This window comes from Cryobacterium sp. TS_SC_7, assembly GCF_056156285.1.
The window spans coordinates 3110679-3134589 of sequence record NZ_CM149589.1 but is presented as its reverse complement, the minus strand read 5'-3'; the positions used below and the strand labels follow the sequence as shown (position 1 = coordinate 3134589).

The 23911-nt window shown below is 67.5% G+C and carries 18 protein-coding genes and 2 riboswitches; of the genes, 4 read left to right on the top strand and 14 right to left on the bottom strand.

Going from position 1 to position 23911, the window contains the following annotated elements:
* Window positions 1-21: 21 nt before the first annotated feature.
* Both efeO and efeB read left to right on the top strand, forming a co-directional pair.
* Window positions 22-1188 carry an iron uptake system protein EfeO gene (gene efeO / locus AC0J5J_RS14415; RefSeq protein WP_474898621.1) on the top strand — a complete coding sequence of 389 codons (1167 nt, stop codon included), beginning with the start codon at window positions 22-24 and terminating at the stop codon, window positions 1186-1188.
* Window positions 1189-2469 (top strand): iron uptake transporter deferrochelatase/peroxidase subunit, encoded by a 1281-nt coding sequence (gene efeB / locus AC0J5J_RS14410; protein ID WP_474898619.1) that lies wholly within the window; start codon window positions 1189-1191, stop codon window positions 2467-2469.
* Between the two features lie 101 nt (window positions 2470-2570).
* On the opposite strand, the gene AC0J5J_RS14405 is transcribed toward efeB, so the two are convergent.
* The 11 genes from AC0J5J_RS14405 to AC0J5J_RS14355 form a co-directional block, all read right to left on the bottom strand.
* On the bottom strand, window positions 2571-2972 hold the full coding sequence (locus AC0J5J_RS14405; RefSeq protein ID WP_474898617.1) for a hypothetical protein: 402 nt from the start codon (window positions 2970-2972) through the stop codon (window positions 2571-2573).
* A gap of 164 nt (window positions 2973-3136) precedes the next feature.
* The gene (gene typA, locus AC0J5J_RS14400) at window positions 3137-5047 is read right to left on the bottom strand and encodes a translational GTPase TypA (protein ID WP_134425737.1); all 1911 of its coding nucleotides are present in this window, start codon (window positions 5045-5047) and stop codon (window positions 3137-3139) included.
* A 212-nt stretch (window positions 5048-5259) separates the two neighbouring features.
* Window positions 5260-6945 carry an ABC transporter family substrate-binding protein gene (locus AC0J5J_RS14395; protein WP_134425738.1) on the bottom strand — a complete coding sequence of 562 codons (1686 nt, stop codon included), beginning with the start codon at window positions 6943-6945 and terminating at the stop codon, window positions 5260-5262.
* Between the two features lie 61 nt (window positions 6946-7006).
* Window positions 7007-9163 carry an ABC transporter ATP-binding protein gene (locus tag AC0J5J_RS14390; protein WP_474898615.1) on the bottom strand — a complete coding sequence of 719 codons (2157 nt, stop codon included), beginning with the start codon at window positions 9161-9163 and terminating at the stop codon, window positions 7007-7009.
* Window positions 9156-10112, bottom strand: coding sequence for an ABC transporter permease (locus AC0J5J_RS14385; RefSeq protein WP_134425739.1), 957 nt, complete (start codon window positions 10110-10112; stop codon window positions 9156-9158). The genes AC0J5J_RS14390 and AC0J5J_RS14385 overlap by 8 nt, the downstream gene beginning before the upstream one ends.
* 1 nt (window position 10113) lies before the next feature.
* Complete coding sequence (locus AC0J5J_RS14380) at window positions 10114-11097, bottom strand: ABC transporter permease (RefSeq protein ID WP_474898614.1); 984 nt, start codon at window positions 11095-11097, stop codon at window positions 10114-10116.
* A gap of 260 nt (window positions 11098-11357) precedes the next feature.
* On the bottom strand, window positions 11358-11891 hold the full coding sequence (locus tag AC0J5J_RS14375; protein WP_134425742.1) for a PH domain-containing protein: 534 nt from the start codon (window positions 11889-11891) through the stop codon (window positions 11358-11360).
* An 85-nt stretch (window positions 11892-11976) separates the two neighbouring features.
* On the bottom strand, window positions 11977-13737 hold the full coding sequence (locus AC0J5J_RS14370; RefSeq protein WP_134425743.1) for a dipeptide ABC transporter ATP-binding protein: 1761 nt from the start codon (window positions 13735-13737) through the stop codon (window positions 11977-11979).
* Window positions 13734-14681: an ABC transporter permease gene (locus AC0J5J_RS14365; RefSeq protein WP_474898612.1), complete on the bottom strand. Its 948-nt coding sequence runs from the start codon at window positions 14679-14681 to the stop codon at window positions 13734-13736. Before AC0J5J_RS14365 ends, AC0J5J_RS14370 begins: the two co-directional genes overlap by 4 nt.
* Window positions 14671-15600, bottom strand: coding sequence for an ABC transporter permease (locus AC0J5J_RS14360; protein ID WP_134425745.1), 930 nt, complete (start codon window positions 15598-15600; stop codon window positions 14671-14673). The genes AC0J5J_RS14365 and AC0J5J_RS14360 overlap by 11 nt, the downstream gene beginning before the upstream one ends.
* 136 nt (window positions 15601-15736) lie before the next feature.
* Complete coding sequence (locus tag AC0J5J_RS14355; RefSeq protein WP_134425747.1) at window positions 15737-17347, bottom strand: peptide ABC transporter substrate-binding protein; 1611 nt, start codon at window positions 17345-17347, stop codon at window positions 15737-15739.
* A 224-nt stretch (window positions 17348-17571) separates the two neighbouring features.
* Here AC0J5J_RS14355 and AC0J5J_RS14350 point away from each other — a divergent pair, with 224 nt between their 5' ends.
* Window positions 17572-17964: a thiol-disulfide oxidoreductase DCC family protein gene (locus tag AC0J5J_RS14350; protein WP_134425749.1), complete on the top strand. Its 393-nt coding sequence runs from the start codon at window positions 17572-17574 to the stop codon at window positions 17962-17964.
* The gene (locus tag AC0J5J_RS14345) at window positions 17961-18731 is read left to right on the top strand and encodes a CPBP family intramembrane glutamic endopeptidase (protein WP_474898611.1); all 771 of its coding nucleotides are present in this window, start codon (window positions 17961-17963) and stop codon (window positions 18729-18731) included. Before AC0J5J_RS14350 ends, AC0J5J_RS14345 begins: the two co-directional genes overlap by 4 nt.
* Before the next feature lie 133 nt (window positions 18732-18864).
* Here the strand turns inward: AC0J5J_RS14345 and gcvP are convergent, their stop codons facing one another.
* Genes gcvP through gcvT form a run of 3 tightly spaced genes read right to left on the bottom strand, consistent with a single transcriptional unit; the run spans window position 18865 to window position 23486 of the window.
* Window positions 18865-21903: an aminomethyl-transferring glycine dehydrogenase gene (gene gcvP / locus AC0J5J_RS14340; protein WP_474898609.1), complete on the bottom strand. Its 3039-nt coding sequence runs from the start codon at window positions 21901-21903 to the stop codon at window positions 18865-18867.
* 30 nt (window positions 21904-21933) lie between these two features.
* A complete protein-coding gene (gene gcvH / locus AC0J5J_RS14335; RefSeq protein WP_134425751.1) occupies window positions 21934-22305 on the bottom strand; it encodes a glycine cleavage system protein GcvH in 372 nt (123 codons plus the stop codon).
* Between the two features lie 26 nt (window positions 22306-22331).
* The gene (gene gcvT, locus AC0J5J_RS14330; RefSeq protein ID WP_134425752.1) at window positions 22332-23486 is read right to left on the bottom strand and encodes a glycine cleavage system aminomethyltransferase GcvT; all 1155 of its coding nucleotides are present in this window, start codon (window positions 23484-23486) and stop codon (window positions 22332-22334) included.
* Between the two features lie 78 nt (window positions 23487-23564).
* Window positions 23565-23665, bottom strand: a riboswitch (glycine riboswitch).
* Window position 23666: 1 nt separating this feature from the next.
* Window positions 23667-23764, bottom strand: a riboswitch (glycine riboswitch).
* Window positions 23765-23911: the final 147 nt, after the last annotated feature.

Below are 23911 nucleotides of genomic sequence, written 5' to 3'. Positions count from 1 at the left end.
CGCCACCTGCTAAGGACCCCCATGCGCGCCCGTCTCCTCCCCCTCACCGCCGCGTCCGCGTTCGGCCTGCTCGCCCTCACCGGCTGCGTGGCCAACACCCCGGCCGATTCCGCGCGCGCCGCCCTCACTGTCGACAGCAGCACGGATGCCTGCACCGTGTCGGCCCAGGACGCCCCGGCCGGCACCCTGAGCTTCAGCATCACCAACTCGGGCGACCAGGTCACCGAGTTCTATCTGCTCGCCGAGGACGGACTGCGGATCGTGGGCGAGGCCGAGAACATCGGTCCGGGACTCACCCGCGACCTGGTGGTGCAGCTGGCGGAGGGCGAATACGTCACCGCGTGCAAGCCCGGCATGACCGGTGACGGGATTGGGAAAGCCGGCTTCACGGTGACCGCCTCCGACCAGGTCGTGGCCGTCGACGACGACCTGCAGGCGCAGATCGAGACCGCCAACGTCAACTACGCCTCCTACGTGCGAGACCAGGTGGCGCAGCTGGTCACCGGCACCGACATGTTCGCGGCCGCGTATGTGGCCGGCGACTTCGACACCGCCCGCGGCCTCTACGCATCGACCCGCTCGCACTGGGAGCGGGTGGAAACGGTTGCGGAGTCCTTCGGCGACCTCGACCCGCAGCTCGACCTGCGGGAGGCCGACCTCGAAGAGGGCCAGGACTGGACCGGCTGGCACGCGATCGAGAAGGACCTCTGGCCGGCCGACGCCGAACCCGGTTTCGCCGCCTACCCGGCCGAGGAACGCCAGCGCCTCGCCGGCCTTCTGGTTCAGGACACCGCCACCCTGAACGAGAAGGTGCAGACCCTCTCCTTCACCCTGTCGCAGCAGACCAACGGCGCCATCGGCCTCCTCGACGAGGTCGCCACGGGCAAGGTCACCGGCGAGGAGGAGTTCTGGTCGCACACCGACCTGTGGGATTTCCAGGCCAACGTCGACGGAGCCGCGGTGCTCTACGCCGGTGTGCGGGACATCCTGGTCGCCAAGGATGCCGCCCTCGCCGACAGCCTCGACGCCGAGTTCGCCGCCCTGCAGACGCTGCTCGACGCTCAGCGCGTCGGCGACGGGTTCACCCTCTACACCGACCTGAGCCCCGAAGAGATCAAGGCCCTCGCCGACCAGGTGAACGCCCTGGGCGAACCGCTCAACCAGCTCACATCGACCCTGGTGCTCTAGGTGTCCGACGGAGCGTCCGGCGGCCTGTCGCGCCGTGGCCTGCTCGGCCTGGCCGGCGCGGGCGTGGCCGGCCTGGGTCTCGGGGTGGGCGGTGACCGGGCGGTGATCGCCGTCGCCGCTTCCGCCACCGCGCCGTCCCCCGCCACGGACGTGTACCCGTTCTACCAGGAGCACCAGGCCGGCATCCTCACCCCGGCGCAGGACCGCCTGCACTTCGCGGCGTTCGACGTGTCCGCGGGAACCACCCGGGCCGGGCTGATCGAGCTGCTCCAGGACTGGACGGTGGCGGCCGCAGCGATGGCCGCGGGGCGCGATATCGGCGACTTCGGCGCCGTCAGCGGCCCCTACGACGCACCCCCGGAGGACACCGGCGAGGCCCTCGGCCTGCCCGCGTCTGGCCTGACGATCACCTTCGGGTTCGGCCCGAGCCTGTTCGAGGACGCCGACGGCGTCGACCGGTTCGGCATCAGGACCCGGCGTCCGGACGAGCTGACCGAGCTGCCGCATTTCCCCGGGGACATGCTCGAGCCGGGACGCAGCGGCGGGGACCTCTGCATCCAGGCCTGTGCCGACGACCCGCAGGTCGCCGTGCACGCCATCCGCAACCTCTCCCGGATCGCCTTCGGGCGCGCGGTCATCCGCTGGTCGCAGCTTGGTTTCGGACGCACCTCGTCGACGAGCACCAGTCAGGCCACCCCGCGCAACCTCTTCGGTTTCAAAGACGGCACGTCCAACATCAAGGCCGAGGAACCGGGTGCCGCCGACGCCCACGTCTGGGTCGGCTCCGAGGTGGGGCCCGCCTGGCTGGCCGGCGGTTCCTACCTGGTGGCGCGGCGCATCCGGATGACCATCGAGACCTGGGATCGCAGCATCCTGCGCGAGCAGGAGGCCGTGTTCGGACGCGACAAGGGCGAGGGTGCTCCCCTGTCCGGCGGCACGGAGTTCACCGCGCCGGACTTCGCCATCACCGGCCGGGCCGACCTGCCTCTGATCGGCGCGGCCGCGCATGTGCGTCTGGCTCACCCCACCCGGAATGCTGGCATCCGGATGCTGCGCCGCGGATACAACTTCGTCGACGGCACCGATGCGCTCGGCCGTCTCGACGCCGGGCTGTTCTTCATCAGCTTCCAGAGCACACCGGAGAACTTCACCGCCGTGCAGCTGAACCTGGCCCGGCACGACGCGCTGAACGAGTACATCCGTCACGTCGGTTCGGCCCTGTTCGCCGTTCCGCCCGGCGCCGCACGCGGTTCCTACGTGGGAGCCGCCCTCTTCGCCTGATCCCCCGCGGCCACTCTCCTGGCCCGACAGTGCCCGTTCCGGTCGAGAGTGACCGCAGGAGCGGTCACTCTCGACCGGAAAGGTGACAGCTGAGGTGGGGGTTAGGCGGCCGGGGAGACCGTGTAGAGCACGCCCTCGGGGGTGCCGGCGACGACCACGGACCAGGAAGCGTTCGTCAGCACGGCGACGCCGGCATCGCCGATGTTCGCCGTGGCGGCGGTGTCCGCGCTGAAACCGGCGGCCTCGAGCTTCGCCGTGGCGTCGGCGAGCGGGTCCGCGGCGCTGGACGTGACGGTGACCACCCAGCCGTCGCCGTCCGCTGTGTTCGAGGCACCGAATCCGATGTTCCCCTCGATCACGGGGATCTCCCCGGGCCAACCTTCGGGCAGCTGACCGCCCAGACTGACATCGCCGCCGGTGGCCTCGTTCACCGCTCCGTCAACCGCGTTTCCGAGGGTCTCCCCGGAACATCCGGACAGCACGGCCATTCCTGCAACAGCCATGGTCACGGCCAGCACACGTAGTCGGTTCAGATGCATCGATTACCCATTCGTCGGTTCGGTCACTCGCGCTTTAACAACGAAACCGCAGCGGTGTCGCTATGGAAGACCATAAACGACGACCGCTGCGGTTTCGCTCCGAAGCTGTGCTCCGGCAGTGGCGAAGGTTAGTTCGCGTCCTGCTTCTTCAGACGTGAGACGTTGCGCTGGCGAGCGGATGCCGCCAGTTCGACCTTGCGGATACGCACGATGGCCGGGGTGACCTCGACGCACTCGTCTTCACGGGCGAACTCGAGGCACTGCTCGAGCGTGAGCTGCTTGGACGGGGTCATCGACTCGAACGTGTCGGAGGTCGACTGACGCATATTGGTCAGCTTCTTCTCCTTGGTGATGTTCACGTCCATGTCGTCGGCGCGCGAGTTCTCGCCGATGACCATGCCCTCGTAGACCTCTTCGGTCGGGTTGACGAAGAACGACATGCGCTCCTGCAGGGCGATGATTGCGAACGGCGTGACGACACCGGACCGGTCGGCGACGATGGAGCCGTTGGTGCGGGTGTTGATGGTGCCGGCCCAGGCCTCGTAGCCGTGGAAGATGGCGTTGGCGATACCGGTACCGCGGGTGTCCGTGAGGAACTCGGTGCGGAAGCCGATCAGGCCGCGCGACGGAACGATGAATTCCATGCGGACCCAGCCGGTGCCATGGTTCGCCATGTTCTCCATGCGACCCTTGCGGGCGGCGAGCAGCTGGGTGATCGCGCCGAGGTACTCTTCGGGCGAGTCGATGGTGAGGTGCTCGTACGGCTCGTGGATCTTGCCGTCGACGCGCTTCACGACCACCTGCGGCTTGCCGACGGTGAGCTCGAAGCCTTCGCGGCGCATCTGCTCGACCAGGATGGCGAGGGCGAGTTCGCCTCGGCCCTGCACCTCCCAGGCATCCGGGCGTCCGATGTCGATGACGCGGAGCGAGACGTTGCCGACGAGCTCCTTGTCGAGACGGTCCTTGACCATGCGGGCGGTGAGCTTGTGGCCCTTGACCTTGCCGATGAGCGGCGAGGTGTTGGTGCCGATGGTCATCGAGATGGCCGGGTCGTCGACCGTGATGGTCGGCAGCGGACGCGGGTCCTCGGGGTCGGCGAGGGTCTCACCGATGGTGATGTCGGCGAATCCGGCAACCGCGACGATGTCACCGGGGCCGGCGCTCTCGGTCGGGTAGCGGTCGAGAGCCTTGGTGATCATGAGCTCGGTGACACGCACGTTCGCGATGGTGCCGTCGTGCTTGATCCAGGCGACCGTCTGGCCCTTCTTGATCGTGCCCTGGAAAATGCGCAGGAGCGCGAGGCGGCCGAGGAACGGCGAGGAGTCGAGGTTGGTGACCCAGGCCTGCAGCGGGTGCTCGTCGTCGTAGACCGGCGCCGGGATGTGCTGGAGGATCGCTTCGAAGAGCGGCTCGAGGTCGTCGTTGTCGGGCAGCTGGCCGTTCTCGGGACGGTTGAGGCTGGCGGAGCCGTTGCGGCCGGACGCGTAGACGACGGGCACGTTGAGCACGAGGTCCAGGTCGAGGTCGGGAACGTCGTCGGCCATGTCGCTCGCGAGGCCGAGGAGCAGGTCCTGGCTCTCCTCGACGACCTCGTCGATGCGCGCATCGGGACGGTCGGTCTTGTTGACCAGGAGGATGACGGGCAGGTGCGCTTCGAGCGCCTTGCGCAGCACGAAACGGGTCTGCGGCAGCGGGCCCTCACTGGCGTCGACGAGAAGAACGACACCGTCGACCATGGACAGGCCGCGCTCGACCTCGCCACCGAAGTCGGCGTGGCCGGGGGTGTCGATCACGTTGATGGTGATGGGGCCATCCGTGGCGTGGATTCCCTTGTAGGAGATCGCCGTGTTCTTGGCGAGGATGGTGATGCCCTTTTCGCGCTCGAGCTCATTCGAGTCCATGGCGCGCTCTTCGGTGTGTGCGTGCTCAGCGAACGAGTTGGTCTGCTGGAGCATCGCATCAACCAGCGTGGTCTTGCCGTGGTCGACGTGGGCTACGATCGCGACATTTCGGAGGTTATTGCGCGTGGCAATCGCCATGAAGTAAATCCTTACGAAGAATGGATGCCGCAGAGTACCGCATGCGACGAAGAATGGATGTGTGTGGTCAAAGTCCGACCCAACGGATAATCCTACCGCACTCTCCCCGTCCGGACGCTGAGAGTCACGCCGGATTCGGCAGCGGGCACGAAAAACGGGGCGGGAACCGAAGTCCCCGTCCCGTCATCCGTGCTGTGTTGCGTGTTTTCCGGCTACTTCTTCCAGCCGACGATGGACCAGTCGACCGTTTCGAACTGGGTGGCCCCGTAGTTGACGAGACCGGACTTCACGGCGTACACGTTCGGCAGCGGCGCGACCGGGATGATCGGCACATACGCGGCGAGCACCTTGTCGATCTCGTTCGCGATGACGATGCGCTTGTCGGCGTCCAGCTCCGTGTTGGCCTCGTCGAAGAGCGCGGACAGCTTCTTGTCGGTGATGCCGGTGAAGTTCGACTCGGAGTCGACCGGGGAGAACAGGGCCTCGCTCGAGGAGATCGGCCACGGCGTGCCGACCCAGGAGAAGCTGGTCATTTCGAAGTCGCCCGGGATGATGTAGTCCGAGAAGTACTTCGCGGCGGGAACCTCGTTGAGCTCGACGGCGATGCCGACCTCCTTGAGGTCAGCCTGCACCTGCACGGCGCGCTGCTTGTTGGTGGGGGTGTCGGCCGGCACGGTGATGGACAGTTCGAGCGCCTTGCCGTCCTTTTCGCGCATGCCGCCGTCGCCGGCGGCGTAGCCGGCGTCGTCGAGGAGCTTCTCGGCAGCGGCCACGTCGTAGCCGATCGCGTCGCCCACGTTGTCTTCATAGCCCTTCTGGCCCGGCATGAAGATGTAGCTACCCTGGGTGGTGGCGTCCACTCCGACCGGCGTGTTGGCCGATTCGGAGATCAGCGAACGGTCGACCGCGTGGCCGATGGCGCGCCGCAGCTCCACGTCGGCGAGCGGGCCCTTCGAGCCGTTCATGGTGACGTGCGTCCAGGTGAGGCCACCGGATGCCTGGATCTCGGCATCCGCTCGCTTCTCCGCGGTCTGGTACGCGTCCGCGTTCGACGAGATGTAGAGCACGTCGGTCTCGGAATTGCCGAACGACGTGGCGGCCGAAGCTCCGCTGATGACCTTGACGATGATGGTCTCCAGCTTGGCGGTCTCGCCCCACCACAGCGGGTTGCGGGTCAGGGTGATGACCTGGCCGGTGGTGTCGACGTCGGAGATGACGAACGGCCCCGACGACGGCACCGGCGTGGTGACATAGCCGGTGTTGAACGCCTCGGGCGTCGACGTGACGCTGGCCGGCAGCACGCTGGTGAAGATCGACTCCCAATCGGCGTTGACCGAGTCGAAGGTCACCGTGAAGTCGAAGTCGGTTCCGGTGGACTCGACCGCGCTGATCTGTTCGAAGATGGCCGTGGACGCCGGCGAGAACTCTTCGTTGCTGCCGTTCATGGCTGCCCAGGTGGCCGCGTAGTCCTTGTAGGTGATCGGGGTGCCGTCTTCCCAGACGGCGGCCGGGTTGAGCTTGATCTCCACGACCTGAGGGTCGTCACCGATGAGCTCGACGCTGGTGGCGTAGTTCGGGTCGACCGTGGTGGTTCCGTCCGCGGCGACGCGGATCGGGCCGCCGGTGGTCGGCGCCACGGTGTTGACCGTGTCGGACTCGTTGCCGTCGACCTGGTACGTGTTCCAGTTCGAGGGGAGCGATCCGATGGAGAGGCTGAGCGTGCCGCCATCCTGAACGTCCGCGGCGGCGGCGACCTCCCATGCTGTGGTGGGAAGGACGGCGCTTTCGCTCGCGGCAGGCGAGTCGTCTGCGGTGTTTCCGGGAGCGCACGCCGTGAGCAACAGGGCGGACGCACTCAGAACGGCGAGTGCTGAGAAAACAGTACTTTTCCGTTTCATGTGTGATTCTCCTTTTCTTGGTGGGAACTTTTCCGGGGTCAGGGAGGTTGTGGGGTGGGATCTAGACGGCGACGCCGAGGACCGCGCTGTCCTCCACGTGGTGGCAGGCCGTTTCGACCGTGTCGTGCAGCGCCAGCAGTGGGTCGATGCTCTCGCAGAGCGCCCGCTTCTGCGGCGGCAGGAGGGTGTACAGCGGGCAGCGGCTGCGAAAATTGCAGCCGTCGATCTGCTCCGTCGGGCTGGGCAGGTCCCCCTCCAGCAGCACCCGTTTGCGGCTGCGCTCGATCTCGGGGTCCGGGATCGGTGCCGCCGAGATCAGGGCCTGGGTGTACGGATGCCGCGGGTGGGCGAAGACCTCCGCCACCGGCCCGTATTCGACGATCCGTCCCAGGTACATGACGGCGACCGTGTCCGCGATCTGGCGCACGATGGCCAGGTCGTGGGCGACGAACAGGTAGGAGAGGTTGAGCTGCTCCTTGAGATCTTCGAGCAGGTTGATCACGCCGGCCTGGATGGACACGTCCAGTGCGGACACCGGTTCGTCGAGCACGACGAGCCGGGGGTTCGTGGCGAGGGCCCGGGCGATCCCGACCCGCTGACGCTGTCCGCCGGAGAACTCGTGCGGGTAGCGGTCGGACATCTCCGGGTCGAGACCGACCAGGTCGAGCAGCTCGGCCACGCGGGCGCGCCGGTCAGCGGGCTTCACTCCGTGCACGGTCAGCGGTTCGGCGATGATGTCACCGATCGGCAGCCGTGGGTCCAGGGCCGCCATCGGGTCCTGGAAGACGATCTGCACGTCCTTCCGCAACCGAAGCAGGTCGGCACGGTTCAGGGTGGCCACATCCTGGCCGTCGATCAGGATCTGACCGGCCTGCGGCTTCGCCATCTCCAGGATCTCGAGGATGGTCGTCGATTTGCCGCAACCGGACTCGCCGACCAGCCCCAGGGTCTGGCCCGGCTGGATGGAGAAGGACACCCCGTCGACGGCGCGCACGGTGCCGATCTGCCGGGAGAACACCCCACCCTTGGTGAGCGGGAAGTGGCGCACCAGGCCCGTGACCGTGAGGACCGGCTCGGTGTCTGCGTTCCGTTCCCGATGCTCCACGACCAGCGGTTCCGGCCGGGGGAACACGTCGGGCCGGGTCAGCGCGCCGGAGGCGATCTCTGCCGCGCGGTGGCAGGCGGCGACGTGGGCGGTCTCGCCGAGCCCGGCAACGGGCACGCCGGGTGCGGCCGGCGCGTGTTCGAGGAGCACGGGCTCGGTCTCGAGGCAGGCGGAGACGGCGATCGGGCACCGGGCCGCGAACGGGCATCCGCTCGGCAGCGCCGTGAGCGACGGCGGCCGGCCCTCGAGCGGGACCAGCCGTTGGGTTCCGGCGGTCTGCATATTGGGCACCGAGCGCAGCAGCCCGATCGTGTACGGCATGTGCGGGGCGGCGAAGACCTCGTCAGTCGTGCCGTTCTCCACGAGCTTGCCCGCGTACATCACGGCGATGCGGTCGGCATGGCCGGCCACCACGCCCAGGTCGTGGGTGATCAGCACCACGGCGGCGCCGGTCAGGCTCTTCGCCTGCTCCAGCACCTCGAGGATCTGCGCCTGGATGGTGACGTCCAGGGCCGTCGTCGGTTCGTCGGCGATGATCAGCAGCGGGTCGTTGGCGATGGACATGGCGATCATGGCGCGCTGGCGCATCCCGCCGGAGAACTCGTGCGGGAACGCTCGGGCACGCCGCTCGGGCGCCGGGATACCGACGATCTTGAGCAGTTCGACCGCCCGGGCCGCGGCGGCCCGCTTGCTCAGCGCGGCGTCGTGCAGCAGAAGCGCCTCGGCGATCTGGTCGCCCACGGTGTACACGGGGGTCAACGCCGAGAGCGGATCCTGGAAGATCATCGAGATTTCCCGGCCGCGGATGCCGGAGAGCTGCCGGTCGTTCAACTCCAGCAGCGACCGGCCGCCGAACAGGATGCTGCCGGTGACCTCCGCCGAGCTGGGGAGCAGTCCCATCAATGCCAGCGACGACACGGACTTGCCCGAACCGGACTCCCCCACGATGCCGAGGAATTCGCCCTTGTGCACCTGGTAGCTGATACCGCGCACCGCCTGGACCGACGGGCCGCCGCGCTGGGGGAACGTGACCGACAGGTCTCTGACCTCCAGGAGCGGGGGGTCTGTGCGACGGTTCGCGATCGGGTTCTCGTTCGTCAGAAGATTAGTCACGGTTGACCCCCGAGGTTGGATCGACGGCGTCACGCAGGGCGTCACCGATGAGGCTGACGGCGAACAGGGTCACGATGAGCACACCCGCCGGGAAAACGAACAGCCACGGCCGCGTCACGGCCGCGCTCGTCCCCTCGGCCAGCAGGGTGCCGAGGGAGACGTCGGGAGCCCGGATGCCGAAACCGAAGTAGCTGAGGCTGGTCTCGGCCAGGATCGCCGCCACCACACCGAGGGTCGCGTCGATGATCAGCAGGGAGGCCACGTTCGGAATGATGTGGCGGCCGAGGATCTTGCGCATCGGCACGCCCATGTAGCGGGCCGCCTTGACGAAGTCGCGGTCGCGCAGCGACTTGGTCTGGGAGCGCACCACCTGGGCCATGATCATCCAGCTGAAGCCGGCGATGAAGATGGTCAGGAACACCCAGGACAGCCCCTTGAACAGCGGGCTCAGAATCACCAGGAGGATGAAGGACGGCAGCACCAGGAGCAGGTTGATGCACCAGACCAGAACCCGGTCGACGACACCGCCCATATACCCGGCGACGGAACCGACCACCGCGGCGATGAGGGTGCCGAGCGGCCCGGCGATCAGGCCGATCACCAGCGACTTCTGCAGCCCGACGAGGGTCTGGGCGTACAGGTCCTGGCCGATGCTGTTGGTGCCGAACCAGTGCAGCTGGGTGGGTCCGAGCCCCATGTTCAGCGGGTCACGGGTGAGCGCGTCGAACGGGTAGAACAGCGGGCCGAGCAGTGCCCAGATGAGGATCAGGCCGATCGCGATCGCCCCCACCCAGAACCGGGAGGTCTGCGTGAGCCGCCGCCAGATCAGGCGTCCCCGGGACCGGGATCTTGCCGGCGGACCGCTCGGCACGCCCACCCCGAGAGGCGTCGGCGTGACCAGGACGTCCGGGGCGCCCAGTTCGGCGTTGGTTTCTTCGACCAGGGACATCTCAGTTCCTCACTCTCGGGTCGAGCGCGGCGTAGAGCACTTCGGAGAGCGTCGACGAGAACAGGATGAGGATCGCAACGAACAGCGTCGTGCCGGCGACGGCGTTGATGTCACTCTGGCTGATGGCGTTCAGGGCGAATTCACCCATTCCGTGGGAGGAGAAGACGATCTCGAGCATGATCGAGCCGGAGATCAGGGTGCCGAAGCTGTAGGCGAAGAAGGTGGACATCGGGATGAGCGCGACCCGCACGCCGTGGCGCACGAGCGCCGAGTTGCGGGAACGGCCCTTGGCGCGTGCGGTGCGGATGAAGTCGGCCGACAACACGTCGAGCATGACGCTGCGCTGGTAGCGGGAGTAGCCGGCCGCGCCGATCAGCACCAGCGCGATGGTGGGCAGGAGCAGGTGGATGCCGCGGTCGAGGGCCAGATCCCACCACGACCCGGTGAGACCGGCCGAGTATTCTCCGGTGAAGGTGATCAGCTGCATGCCCGCGGCCCCGTTCAGGGCGGTCGCGCCGATCATCAGGAGCACGCCGATCACGAAGGTGGGCGTGGCGAAGATCAGGTAGGAGCCGTAGGTCACCGCCTGGTCGCTCAGCTTGTACTGCCGCACGGCACCCCAGACTCCCAGGGTCACGCCCACGATGGCCCCGATCAGGGACCCGATCAGGAGCAGCCGAAGGCTGACTCCCGCCCGGGAGATGATCTGGTCGCCGATGGAGACGCCGTTGACGCCGTTGCCCAGCGAACCGTGCACGACGATGTTGACCAGCCAGTCCCACAGCCGCTGCAGAACGGGCACATCCGGGTTGACGCCCAGGCCGTTGAGGATGTTGTCGATCGTCTGCTGCGTCGGCTGCGGGTTGCGCCCGTAGTACTTGGCCGCCGGGTCGAGCGCCAGACTGGAGACGACGTAGGCAAGGCAGGTGGCGATCAGTGACAGGAAGAAGTAGTTGACGAAGCGTCGGAAGATGTAGAAGACCATGGGGGCGGATCAGCCCCGAACGCCGGGCAGTGTCGTCGGCAGCGTGCAGCGATTCGAAACCATGAAAACTCCCCCGTCGTTCCCTCCGCCGCGATACCGGGGAAAGGAACTGTTCTCGTGTGCTTAAGGGGAGAGCTTATGCCTGCGTGAAGCGACTCTGCCCCGGAACCCAGTCTGGGGCACATTCAGACAAAAGTTGTAACAGTTTCGAAACGTAGTGGGCAGACTGCGCAGAAAAACGCGCACTCATTGAGCAAACCTCAGGCCAACTGCGCGGCCAGTCCGAGGATGAGCGCGGCGCCGCCCAGGAGCGACCACCGATGCCACCGACGCACAATGGGCTCTCCGGCGCGCTGCGGAGTCTCATGACGGTCCCAGAAGCCGCGAATGGCCCGGTGCGCGGCCGAGCCGCGGATGCGCCCGCTGGGCTCCCTGGCCGACCCGGGCGCGCGGGAGGTAGCCACCGAGGACCTGGCGGATGACGGCGCACCCCAGCACACGAGGCGTTCGCCCGATCGGGTCACCACGACGACCTGGTGCCGAAGCACGAGATCGTCCACTTCCCCCCAGGGCACGGTGGTCGTGCGCAGTACGTTGACGATGGTCAGCCCCTGCGCGTCCAGGCGCAGACAGGGACGCGCGAAGACGAGCCACGCACCCCAGACGACGAATGCCAGCGACGGGGTCGAGGCCAGCGCCGTGTCCCAGCGACCGCGAACGGCCGCGTCGGCCAGCAGCGCCGCGCAGAGCAGCACCACGGCGACGAAGACCGCGGCGGACGCCGGCGACCGCACCGCGATCCCGGCAGGCGCCGGCGACGAGGCCGGAAGCCGAGGTCCCCGGCGGCCGGGAACCCGTCCCGAACCGCCGGACACGCGCTTAGCGGCCGAACTCGAAGTTGGCACCCGGGATGGCTGCGAGGAGCTCCTGGGTGTAGGCCTCGCGCGGGCTGTCGAAGACCTCGTCGGTGGACGCGGACTCCACGATCCTGCCGCGCTGCATGACGCAGACGTTGTCGGCGACCAGGCGCACGACCGCCAGGTCGTGGGTGATGAACAGGTAGGTCAGGCCGAGTTCCGTCTGCAGCTCGGTGAGCAGGTTCAGGATCTGGCCCTGCACGAGCACGTCGAGAGCGGAGACCGCCTCGTCGAGCACCAGCACGTCCGGCTTGAGGGCCAGGGCGCGCGCGACGGCGATGCGCTGACGCTGCCCGCCGGACAGTTCGCTCGGGTAGCGGTACCGGGTGGCCCACGGCAGGGAGACCTGGTCGAGCAACTCACGCACGCGAGCCTGGCGCTCCGCCGAGGTGCCGATCTTGTGCGCCAGGAGGGGCTCCGCGATGGTGTTGCCCACGTTGTACTGCGGGTCGAGGGAACCGTAGGGGTCCTGGAAGACCGGCTGAACCCGGCGGCGGAACTTCAGCAGCGCCGCACCCTTGAGCCCGGCGACGTCCTGGCCGTCGAATTCGATCGTCCCGCTCGTGATGCTCTCCAGCTGCAGGAGGAGCTTCGCCACGGTGGATTTGCCCGAACCGGACTCGCCGACGAGGGCGGTGGTGGTGCCCTTCTTGATGGCGAAGGAGACGTCGTTGACGGCCAGCAGTTCGTTGTACTTCAGACCCTTGGTACGGATGCGGTACAGCTTGGAGATGTTCTGAACCTTGATGAGGTCTTTCGCCTCGGCGGCCTGTTCCCGCTCGGCCGCACGCGCCACGAGGGTCGTGTCGAGCGATCCGCCGGAGAAGATCTCCGCGCCGACCGCATCGTCGTTCTTGGCCGATTGGATGCGCCGTGACGCCAGGCTCGGAGCCGCGGCCACGAGACGCTGGGTGTAGGGGTGCTGCGGGTTGGCGAGGATCTCCTGCGACGGCCCGGACTCGACGACCTTGCCCTTGTACATGACGACGAGCTGTTCGGCCCGCTCGGCCGCGAGGCCGAGGTCGTGGGTGATGAACAGCACCGAGGTGCCGTAGTCACGCGTGAGGGTACCGAGGTGGTCGAGGATCTGGCGCTGCACCGTGACGTCGAGCGCCGAGGTGGGCTCGTCGGCGATCAGGAGCTTCGGCCGGGCGGACAGGCCGATACCGATCAGCACGCGCTGGCGCATGCCGCCGGAGAACTGGTGCGGGAACTGCTTGAGGCGGTCTTCCGCGTCGCTGAGGCCGGCTTCCTGCAACACCTGAATGGTGCGCTGACGTGCGGCCTTCCCCTGGGCGACGTTGTTGGCCTTGATGGCCTCCTCAACCTGGAAGCCGATGTTCCAGACGGGGTTCAGGTTGCTCATCGGGTCCTGCGGCACGTAGCCGATCAGGCGACCGCGCACATCCTGCATCTGCTTCTCGGACAGGCCCGCGAGGTCGCGGCCCTCGAACAGGATCTGCCCGGCCGTGATCTTGCCGGTGCCGGCGAGGAGTTTGATGATGGCCTGCGCGGTCGTGGTCTTGCCCGAACCGGACTCCCCCACGATCGCCAGTGTCTGGCCGGCGTACAGGGTGAGGCTGACCCCGCGCACAGCGGGGACGACGCCGTGCTGAGTCTGGAAACCGACCTCGAGGTCGCGAATCTGGAGCAGTGGCTCGTGGGACACGCCGGAGCCGTTGTTGACGGGCTCGCTGACGGGTTCGATGACGGTCTGGCTCATCGGCGGGCCCTCGCTTCGGGGTCGAGGGCGTCGCGCACGACGTCGCCCAGCATGAGGAACGCGAGGACTGTCACGGACAGGGCCGCCGCGGGGTACAGCAACACCTGCGGGTTGGTGCGGAGGGAACTCTTGGCGGCGTCGATGTCGTTACCCCAGGACATGATGGCCGGCGGGAGACCGATACCGAGGAAGGACAGGGTGGCCTCGGCCACGATGAACGTGCCCAGCGAGACGGTCGCGATCACGATCACGGGTGCGATGGAGTTCGGCACGACGTGGCGCAGCAGGATACGGAACTTGGAGACGCCCAGGGCGATGGAGGCCGTGACGTAATCGGAGTTGCGCGCGGACAGCACGGCGCCGCGCATGATGCGCGCGATCTGCGGCCACGCGAAGAGCGAGAGCACGAGTGCGATGGTGACGGGGGTGCGCTCCGGCAGGACCGACATGAGCACGATCGCGCCCAGCACGGTGGGGACGGCGAAGAAGATGTCGCCGATGCGCGAGACGATCGCGTCGAGCACGCCGCCGTAGTAACCGGCGAGCGAACCCACGATGATTCCCGTGAAGGTGACCAGGATCGTCGCGAGCAGGCCGACGGTGACGGAAGCCTGTGTGCCGAAGATGATCCGCGCGTAGATGTCGCAGCCCTGACGGGTGAAGCCGAGCGGATGTCCGTCTTCGGGGCCGCCGTGGCTGTCACCGAGGTCGCAGGCCCGAGGCGAGACCTGGGCGAACAGGCTCGGGAACAGGGCGACGATCACGATCAGGAGGATCAGGGCCGAGGAGATCCAGAAGCTGGGCCGCACACGCATGGCGTCCCAGGCACCCGCCCAAGTGCTGCGGGCCTTCTGCGATTCGTCCAGGCGGTCGACTGTTTCGACCGGGGTTTCTTCCAGCGCGGCGACGTAGTGCGTCTGCGCGTTCGGGTTCTTATTTGGCATAGCGAATCCTCGGATCCAGTGCTGCGTAGAGGAGGTCGACGAGCAGGTTGGCCAGCACGAAGATCACGACCATCACCGCGATGAACGACACCACGGTCGGTCCCTCGCCGAGCTTGATGGCTTTGTAGACGGTGCCGCCGACGCCGTTGATGTTGAAGATGCCCTCGGTGACGATCGCACCGACCATCAACGATCCGAGGTCGACGCCGAGGAAGGTGACGACGGGCACCAGGGAGTTGCGCAGCACGTGCACGCCCACCACGCGGCGGCGGGAGAGCCCCTTGGCCGTGGCGGTGCGCACGAAGTCCGCGTTCAGGTTGTCGGACACGCTCGCCCGGGTGAGGCGCACGATGTACGCGAACGACACCGAGGCCAGCACGAGGGCAGGGAGTAGGAGTTCGCTGAGAGGAGCCTCGCTGCTCACCGTGGTGCGCGCCCAGCCGAGTTGCACGGCGAAGACGTACTGCAGCACGAACCCGATCACGAACGTGGGAACGCTGATCAGGAGGAGGCTGACGACGAGGGCGCTGGTGTCGAACAGCTTGCCCTTGCGCAGACCTGCGACCAGGCCGACCAGAATGCCGAAGAAGGCCTCGATGGCCAGGGCGAGCAGGGCCAGGCGGGCCGTGATCGGGAACGCCTTGGCCATCACGTCGCTGACGGGACGGCCGGAGTAGGTCGTGCCCAGGTCTCCCTGGAAGAAGTTGCCGATGTAGATGAGGTACTGAACGATGAACGGCTTGTCCAGGTTGTACTGGGCGCGGATCTGCTCGACAACTCCGGGCGCCGGGGGCCGGTCGCCGTACAGGGCCGCAATGGGATCTCCGGGGAGGGAGAACACCATGAAGTAGATCAGGAGGGTTGCACCGAAAAACACCGGGATCATCTGGAGCAGGCGTTTGCCGGTATACCAGATCATCAGGTCCCCAAGCCGGAACGTATGTACATGAGATTCACAATCACTGGTTGAGTCTAGTCAGTGTGGGGTCCGTGGCTGCACGCCCCGGACCCCACACTTGGTTCTATCTACTGCTGTTGAACGGTTGGAACGAGTATTACTCGCTCTTGGTGATGTCGGTGTACAGCGGCACGGAGTCCCAGCCGTAGACGACGTTGTCGACCTTGTCAGACCAGACCCCGGTGACGTTGGAGTACCAGAGCGGAATGGTCGGAAGGTCCACGAGCAGGAGTTCCTGTGCTTCCTGGTACTTCTTGGTCGCATCCTCGACGGAGGACGCGGAGGCGCCTTCCTTCAGCAGCGCGTCGAACTCGGGGCTGGCGTAGTCCTCGTAGTTCGAGCCGGCACCGGTCTGGTACAGCGGGGCGAGGAAGTTGTAGAGCGACGGGTAGTCGCCCTGCCAGCCGGCGCGGGTTCCACCGGTCAGCTTGTCAGCGGAACGGTCTTCGAGCGCAGCGGCGAAGGTCGGGTACGGCTTGCCGACGGCTTCGATGCCGAGCGTGTTCTTGATGCTGTTGGTGACGGCGTCAACCCAGGCGGCGTGGCCGCCGTCGGAGTTGTAGGCGAGGTCGAACGTGCCGGTGTAGGGCGCGATCGCGTCGGCTTCGGCCCACTTGGCCTTGGCCTCTTCGGGGTTGAACTCGAGAACCTCGGAACCCTTGAGGGAGTCGGAGTAGCCGTCGATGACCGGCGAGGTGAAGTCGGTCGCCGGGGTACGGGTGCCCTGGAAGATGACGTCGGTGATTTCCTTGCGGTCGATCGACATCGAGATGGCGGCGCGGCGCAGCTTGCCTTCCTCACCGCTCCAGTGCTCGAGGTAGTACGGCATGTTGAAGCCCTGGAAGATGGCGGCCGGCTGGTTGACGAAACGGTCCGGGAAGTCCGACTCGTAGGTCTCGAAGGCGGCGTCCGGGACGGCGTCGAGCACGTCGAGGTTGCCACCCTGCACGTCCGCGTACGCGGCGTCCTGCGAGGCGTAGAAGACGATGCTCAGGCCGCCGTTGGCGGGCTTGCGCACGCCGTCGTAGTCAGGGTTGGTGACGAGGTCGATCCCGACCTCGTTCTCCCAGGCGCCCTCTCCGTCCAGCATGTACGGGCCGTTGCCGATCGGGTCCTGACCGAAGGCTTCCATGTCGTCGTATGCGACGGAGGGCAGCGGCATGAACGCCGTGTAGCCCAGGCGAAGCGGCCAGTCGGCCTCGGGCGAGGCCAGCTCGACGGTGAAGGTGGTGTCGTCGACGACCTTGAGGCCGGTCAGCTCGGCGTCAGCCTCGGGGTCGAAGCCCGCGATGTTGTCGAAGAAGTAAGAGGCACCCTGCGCGTTGCTGAACGTCGCGCCGTAGGTCCAGGCATCCACGAAGGAATCGGCCGTGACGGCCTCGCCGTTGGTGAACTCCCAGCCGTCGTTGAGCGTGACGGTCCAGTTCTGCGAATCGTCGGACTCGATCGACTTGGCGACCTCGTTCTCGATCTCTCCCTCGGCGGTGTACGAAACGAGTCCGGCGAAGATCGAGGTGGCGATCTTGCCGCCACCGGTTTCGGTGGTGTTCGTGGGGATGATCGGGTTCTGCGGCTCAGAACCGTTGGTCGTGATAATCGACGCGTTGCCGCCCTCTGCGGGGGTGTCTCCGCCGGCGCAACCGGAGAGCACGAGCGCTCCCGCGGCGGCCAAGGCGATGGCTGGTATGCCCAGTCTCCTGATTTTCAATTTTCCTCCAGTGCGCAGGGAAGTGCCGCCGGGCCTTTGGGCGCGCAGACACCTCAGTTATATCGACCTTAAAGAGCAGGTGCGGACTTCGCATAATCTATTGAGGAAACGTTACACATGCGAAACAAACTGCGCAGGATAGTTGCGCCACAACAGGTTCTTGCGCGCAAACTATCCGCCAGATTCAGCAACATGCTCGTTCCAGGCAGTGGGAGGATTGAACAATGACCGTCACCGCCCCCGCCCGTCCTCCGTTGCTGATCTTCGACGGCGACTGCGCCTTCTGCACCACGTCCGTGAACGCGATGAAGCGCCTCCTGCCCGCCATGCCGGCCTCCTCCCCCTACCAGTGGACCGACCTGGCTTCCTATGCCCTGACGACGAAGGATGCCCAGTCCCGGGTATGGCTGGTCATCGACGGACACCAGTACGGCGGGGCCGCCGCCGTGGCCGCGTTGCTCCGGCACCAGCCCGCGGCCGCACTGCGCGCCCTGGGCTGGCTGGGCACCGTGCCGCCGTGGTCGTGGGCCGCCGAAGTGGGCTACCGCTTCGTGGCCCGCTACCGTCACCGCCTGCCCGGCGGGACCCCGGCCTGCCGGATGAAGCCCGGAGCGTGACTCCGCGCGGCGATCGCACCGCACTCCGCTGGGAGGTGGGGATCGTCCTCGGGCTCTCGCTCGGGGCATCCGCTCTCTACTCGGTCATTGCGATCATCGCCCGGCTGACCGACACCCGGCCGCTCTCGGAACAGTCGGCGACCCTCAACGGGTCGCAGTCGACTCGGGAGTGGCTCGATTTCAGTTACCAGTTCCTGGGCATCTTCTTCGCCCTGTTCGCGGTTGCCCTGGTGCTCTACCTGCTGTGGCTCCCCGGTCAGAACTCGTTCCGACGTCTCGGATTCGACTTCACGCAGCCGGGGCGTGACCTGGGGAGGGGCGTCGGGCTGGTGCTCGTGATCGGCATCCCCGGCCTGGCGCTCTACCTCGCCGGGCGGGCCTTCGGCTTCACGGTGGCCGTCGTCCCCTCGCCGCTGGACACGTTCTGGTGGACGGTCCCGATCCTGGTGTTCTCGGCGCTGCGCTCGGCGCTGGTCGAAGAGCTGATCGTGGTCGGCTACCTGTTCACCCGGCTGCGTGAACTGGGCTGGTCGACCTGGACCGTGATCGTGTCCTCGGCGCTGCTGCGCGGCAGCTACCACCTGTACCAGGGCGTGGGCCCGTTCTTCGGCAATGCGGTCATGGGCGTGGTGTTCGGCTGGTGCTATGTGCGCTGGGGACGCACCATGCCGCTGGTGATCGCGCACTGGATCCTCGACATCGTCTCCTTCGTCGGCTACCCGCTGGCCCTGGCCTGGTGGCCCGGCCTCCTCGCCCCCGCCGCCTGACCGGCTGCCCGTACGCCCGGGCCCCCGTGCCCGTGCCCGTGCGAATTCGACGGAGATTCTGCCTCAGAAGGCGCTAATCAGGCCGAAACGCGGCCGAATGGGCAAAATCTCCGTCGAATTCGTTCGGGGCGTTCTACTCGAAGGCCTCCGGCGGCGGGCAGGCGCAAACGAGGTTGCGATCCCCGTAGGCGTTGTCGATGCGGCGCACGGGCGGCCAGTACTTGCCGCGGATGAGGCTGCGCACCGGATAGACCGCGGTCTCGCGGTCGTAGGCGTGCGTCCACTCCCCCTCGATCACCGACTGCGCGGTGTGCGGGGCGTTGTGCAGCGGATTGTCGTCGGCAGGCCAGCGGCCGGCGGCCACGGCATCCGCTTCGGCCTTGATCGCGATCATGGCCTCGACGAACCGGTCGATCTCGGCCAGGTCTTCGCTCTCGGTCGGTTCGATCATGAGCGTGCCGGAGACCGGGAAGCTCATGGTCGGCGCGTGGAAGCCGTAGTCGACCAGGCGCTTGGCCACGTCGTCGACGCTGACCCCGGTGGCCTCGGTGAGCGGGCGGAGGTCGAGGATGCACTCGTGCGCGACCAGACCGTTGTCACCCGAATACAACACCGGGTAGTGCGCCTCGAGCCGTTTGGCCACGTAGTTGGCCGCCAGAACAGCGGCGCCGGTGGCCTCATGCAGTCCCTCCGCGCCCATCATGCGCACATAGGCCCAGGAGATGGGCAGGATGCTCGGGCTGCCGTACGGCGCCGCCGAGACCGGACCGCCGGCGTGCACGACCGTTCCGCCGACGGCGCCGGCCTCGGTGTCACCTGTCGCCGCGTCGCCGGAGGCGAGCAGGTAGTGCTCCGCGCTCTGGGCCATGGGGTGCCCCGGCAGGAACGGCGCGAGGTGCGCCTTGGCCCCGACCGGGCCGACGCCGGGCCCGCCGCCGCCGTGCGGGATGCAGAACGTCTTGTGCAGGTTCAGGTGCGACACGTCGCCGCCGAAGTCACCGTACCGGGCGAAGCCGAGCAGGGCGTTGAGGTTGGCGCCGTCCACGTAGACCTGGCCACCGGCCTCGTGCACGGCCCGGCAGATGGTGCCGACCTCGTGCTCGTAGACGCCGTGCGTGGACGGGTAGGTGATCATCAGCGCAGCCAGGTTTCCCGCGTGCAGGGCGATCTTGGCTCGCAGGTCGTCCAGGTCGACGTTGCCGAGCTCGTCGCAGGCGACGACGACGACCTTCATCCCGGCCAGAACGGCGGATGCCGCGTTGGTGCCGTGCGCGCTCGACGGGATCAGGCAGACGGTGCGCTGGGTGTCCCCGTTGGACAGGTGGAAGCCGCGGATCGCGAGCAGACCGGCCAGTTCACCCTGGCTGCCCGCATTGGGCTGGAGGGACACCGAGTCGTAGCCGGTGACATCCGTGAGCCAGGTTTCGAGCTGCCGGATCAGTTCCAGGTAACCCTCCACGTCGGCACGTGGCGCGAACGGGTGCAGACCGCCGAACTCGGGCCAGCTGACGGCCTCCATCTCGGTGGCCGCGTTCAGCTTCATGGTGCAGGAACCGAGGGGGATCATGCCGCGGTCCAGCGCGTAGTCGTAGTCGGCGAGGCGCTTGAGGTAGCGCATCATGCTCGTCTCGGAGCGGTGCGTGTTGAACACCGGGTGGGTGAGGAACTCGCTGGTGCGGTGCAGTTCGGGCGGCAGCCCGGCCTCGACCATGCTGAAGTCGACCAGGCCGAAGGCGTCGCGGCCGCCGAACGCGCCGACGACGAGGGCGAGGTCGGCGAGGGTCGTCGTCTCGTCGACGGCGATGCCGATGGTGTCCGAATCGACGAGGTGCAGGTTGATGCCGCTGTCGGCGACCGCCCCGACGATCTCGGCTGCACGGCCGGGAACGGAGACCCGGACCGTGTCGAAGAACGTCTCGGTGCGCACGTCGGCTCCGGCGGCGAGGAGCGCGACGACGAGCTGCCCGGCGCGCTCATGCACCTGGGCGGCGATTTTCCGAAGGCCGTCAGGCCCGTGGTACACGGCGTACATGCCGGCCATCACGGCCAGGAGAACCTGAGCCGTGCAGATGTTCGAGGTGGCCTTGTCCCGACGGATGTGCTGCTCCCGGACTTGCAACGACAACCGGTAGGCCGGGTGTCCGGCCGCGTCGACGCTGACGCCGACCAGGCGGCCGGGAAGCTGGCGCTCGAGGCCCTTGCGCACGGCCATATAGCCCGCGTGCGGACCGCCGAAGCCCATCGGCACGCCGAAGCGCTGGCTGGTTCCCACGGCGACGTCGGCACCGAGCTCGCCGGGCGAGCTGATCAGGGTCAGGGCGAGCAGGTCGGCGGCGACGACGGCGAGCGCTCCCTGCGCCTGGGCGGCGGCGATGACGCCGGCCGGGTTCCAGACCCGGCCGGACGCGCCGGGGTATTGCACGAAGACGCCGAAGTACTCGCCGAGGTCTGCCCCGCCGGTCGAGCCGCCCCCGGTGGTCGAGCCACCCCCGGTGGTCGAGCCTGTCGAGACCCCGGTGGTCGAGCCGCCCCCGGTGGTCGAGCCACCCCCGGTGGTCGAGCCTGTCGAGACCCCGCCGAGGTCGACCTCGACCAGGTCGATCCCGAGGGCGCCCGCGCGGTTGGCCAGCAGCGCCTTCGTCTGCGGCAGCGCGTCGGCGTCGACGATGAACCGGGTCGACGTGGACTTCGACGCCCGGCGGGTGAGCAGCATGCCCTCCACCACGGCGGTCGACTCGTCGAGCATGGACGCGTTGGCGGTGGACAGCCCGGTCAGGTCCGCGATCATGGTCTGGAAGTTGATCAGTGCCTCGAGCCGGCCCTGGGAGATCTCGGGCTGGTACGGCGTGTACGCCGTGTACCAGCTGGGGTTCTCGAACACATTCCGCTTGATCACGGCCGGGGTGACGGTGTCGTAGTAGCCCAGCCCGATCATCGAACGCTTCACGGTGTTGCGGCCGGCGAGCTCGCGCAACTCCGCGATGGCCTCACGCTCGGTCGCCGCAGGCGGCAGGGTGCTGTCGCCGATGGTGCGGAACTGGTCCACCTGGATCGATTCGGGCACGGCGGCGTTGACGAGGGCGTCAACGGAGTCGTACCCGAGGATGGCCAGCATGCGGGACTGCGCGTCGGCATCCGTGCCGATATGGCGTTGGGTGAAGGGCTGTGACATGGGTGCGGGAACCTGCGCTTTTCGGTTTCGTTACTCGCCGATGAGGGCGGAGTATTCGGCGTAGCTGAGGAGGGGAGGAAGCTCGGAGAAGCTGACCTTGATCAGCCAGCCGTCGCCGAAGGGGTCGCTGTTGACGAGCTCGGGGCTGTCGACGACGGCGTCATTGGTCTCGGCGACGGTGCCCGTGATGGGCGCGAAGAGTTCGCCGACCGACTTGGTCGACTCGATCTCGCCGACGACGGTGCCACCGGCGACATCGCTGCCCACGGCCGGCAGCTCGACGAAGACGACGTCACCGAGCTTGTCGGCGGCGTACGCGGTGATGCCGACGGTGGCGGTGTTGCCGTCGACCTGCACCCACTCGTGCTCGGCGGTGTACTGGAGTTCAGACTGTTCGGCCATGGGGGTGTTCCTCTCGATGGGGTGAATTATTTCTGACGTTTGTAGAACGGAAGGGCGGTCACGGTCGCGGGGATGCGCGTGCCGCGCACGTCGACGAACACCTCGGTCCCGAGGCGGGCGAGTCCGGGTGCGACATAGGCCATGGCGATCGGATGTCCGAGCGTCGGTGACAGCGCACCGCTCGTGATCACGCCGTCGGCCACGGTCGCGTCGGAGCTGCGATACACCAGGTAGTCGGCCCGCCCGGCGCGCTTGCCGGCCGAGGCCAGCCCCACGAGCACGCGCGCCTCGGCGCTGGGACCTTCTTCGCTGGCCTCGCGGCCGATGAAGTCGACCTCCTTGCCGAGATTGACGACGCGGCCGAGCCCGGCCTGGGCGGGGTAGGTGGTGGTGCTCAGCTCGTGGCCGTAGAGCGGCATGCCGGCTTCCAGGCGCAACGTGTCGCGACTGGCGAGCCCGGCCGGTACGAGGTGGAAGGATGCCCCTGCCGCGCGGAGCGCGTCCCAGAGGGCCGCGGCATCCGGCACGTCGACGTAGAGCTCGAAGCCGTCTTCTCCGGTGTAACCGGTGCGGGCGATGAGCACGGTGCCGGCCTGGAAGGTGCCGCCGAGGGCGCGATAGTACTTCAGCGCGGACAGGTCACCGTCGACGGTCAGGTCGGCAGTGGCCTCGAGGATGGCGCGGGAGTTCGGTCCCTGCACGGCGATCAGGGCGACGTCGTCGCTCCGATCCGTGACCGTGACGTCGAAGCGTGCGGCGCGGGTCGACAGCGCCTCGAAGGCCGGAAACCGGTTGCCGGCGTTGGCGATGACGAGGTACTCGTTCTCGGCCGTGCGGTAGACGACCACGTCGTCGATGATGCCGCCGGCGCGGTTGAGGATGAGGCTGTACTTGGCCTGGAGCAGATCGATCGCCGAGAGTTTGCCGGCGAGGGCATAGTCGAGGAATGCGCCCGCGTCCGGCCCCGAGACGACGATCTCGGCCATGTGCGAGAGGTCGAAGATGCCCGCGCTGGTGCGCACCGCGTGATGCTCGGCCAGATCGCTCGAGTAACGCACCGGCATCTGCCAGCCGGCGAAGTCCGTGAAGCCGGCCCCGGCATCGACGTGCGCCTGGTGCAGGGGGGAGAAGCGTTCCGCCGCGGGGGTGGAATCAGGGTGGGCGGCAGTGTCCGAGGTCATGAGTTCTCCAGGTTGTCGTCGGCCGAGAGCCGAGCGAGAATCTCCGGGGCGCGGTCGAGCGATCGAACCCCTGGGAACTCCCCCTCTGTCGTCAGGCCTGAGAGCTTCACCGGTCCGTTGCCGGAGCGATTTTCACCATGGGCGAGTCACTGTTGTGCCGCGACTACTTTTCAGAGTGGCCAGTCCGATGCGGTACGAGTACCTGAGAGATTGTCGGGGAGGATTGCTCCTTCGGTGTTCGGCTGCCTGGCGGCGCCGAACTCTCCCGCATCGACCTTGATGGCCCGATATTCACTTTTCGGCACCAGCCTAGCGTGCGCCGGGATCGCACAGCGGTGGCCGGCTGGGTCCGGACAGGGAAAAGCGGGCAGCCGGTCGTGCCGGCTGCCCGCTTCGAACCCTGAACTCCAGTGGGTCGTGTGACT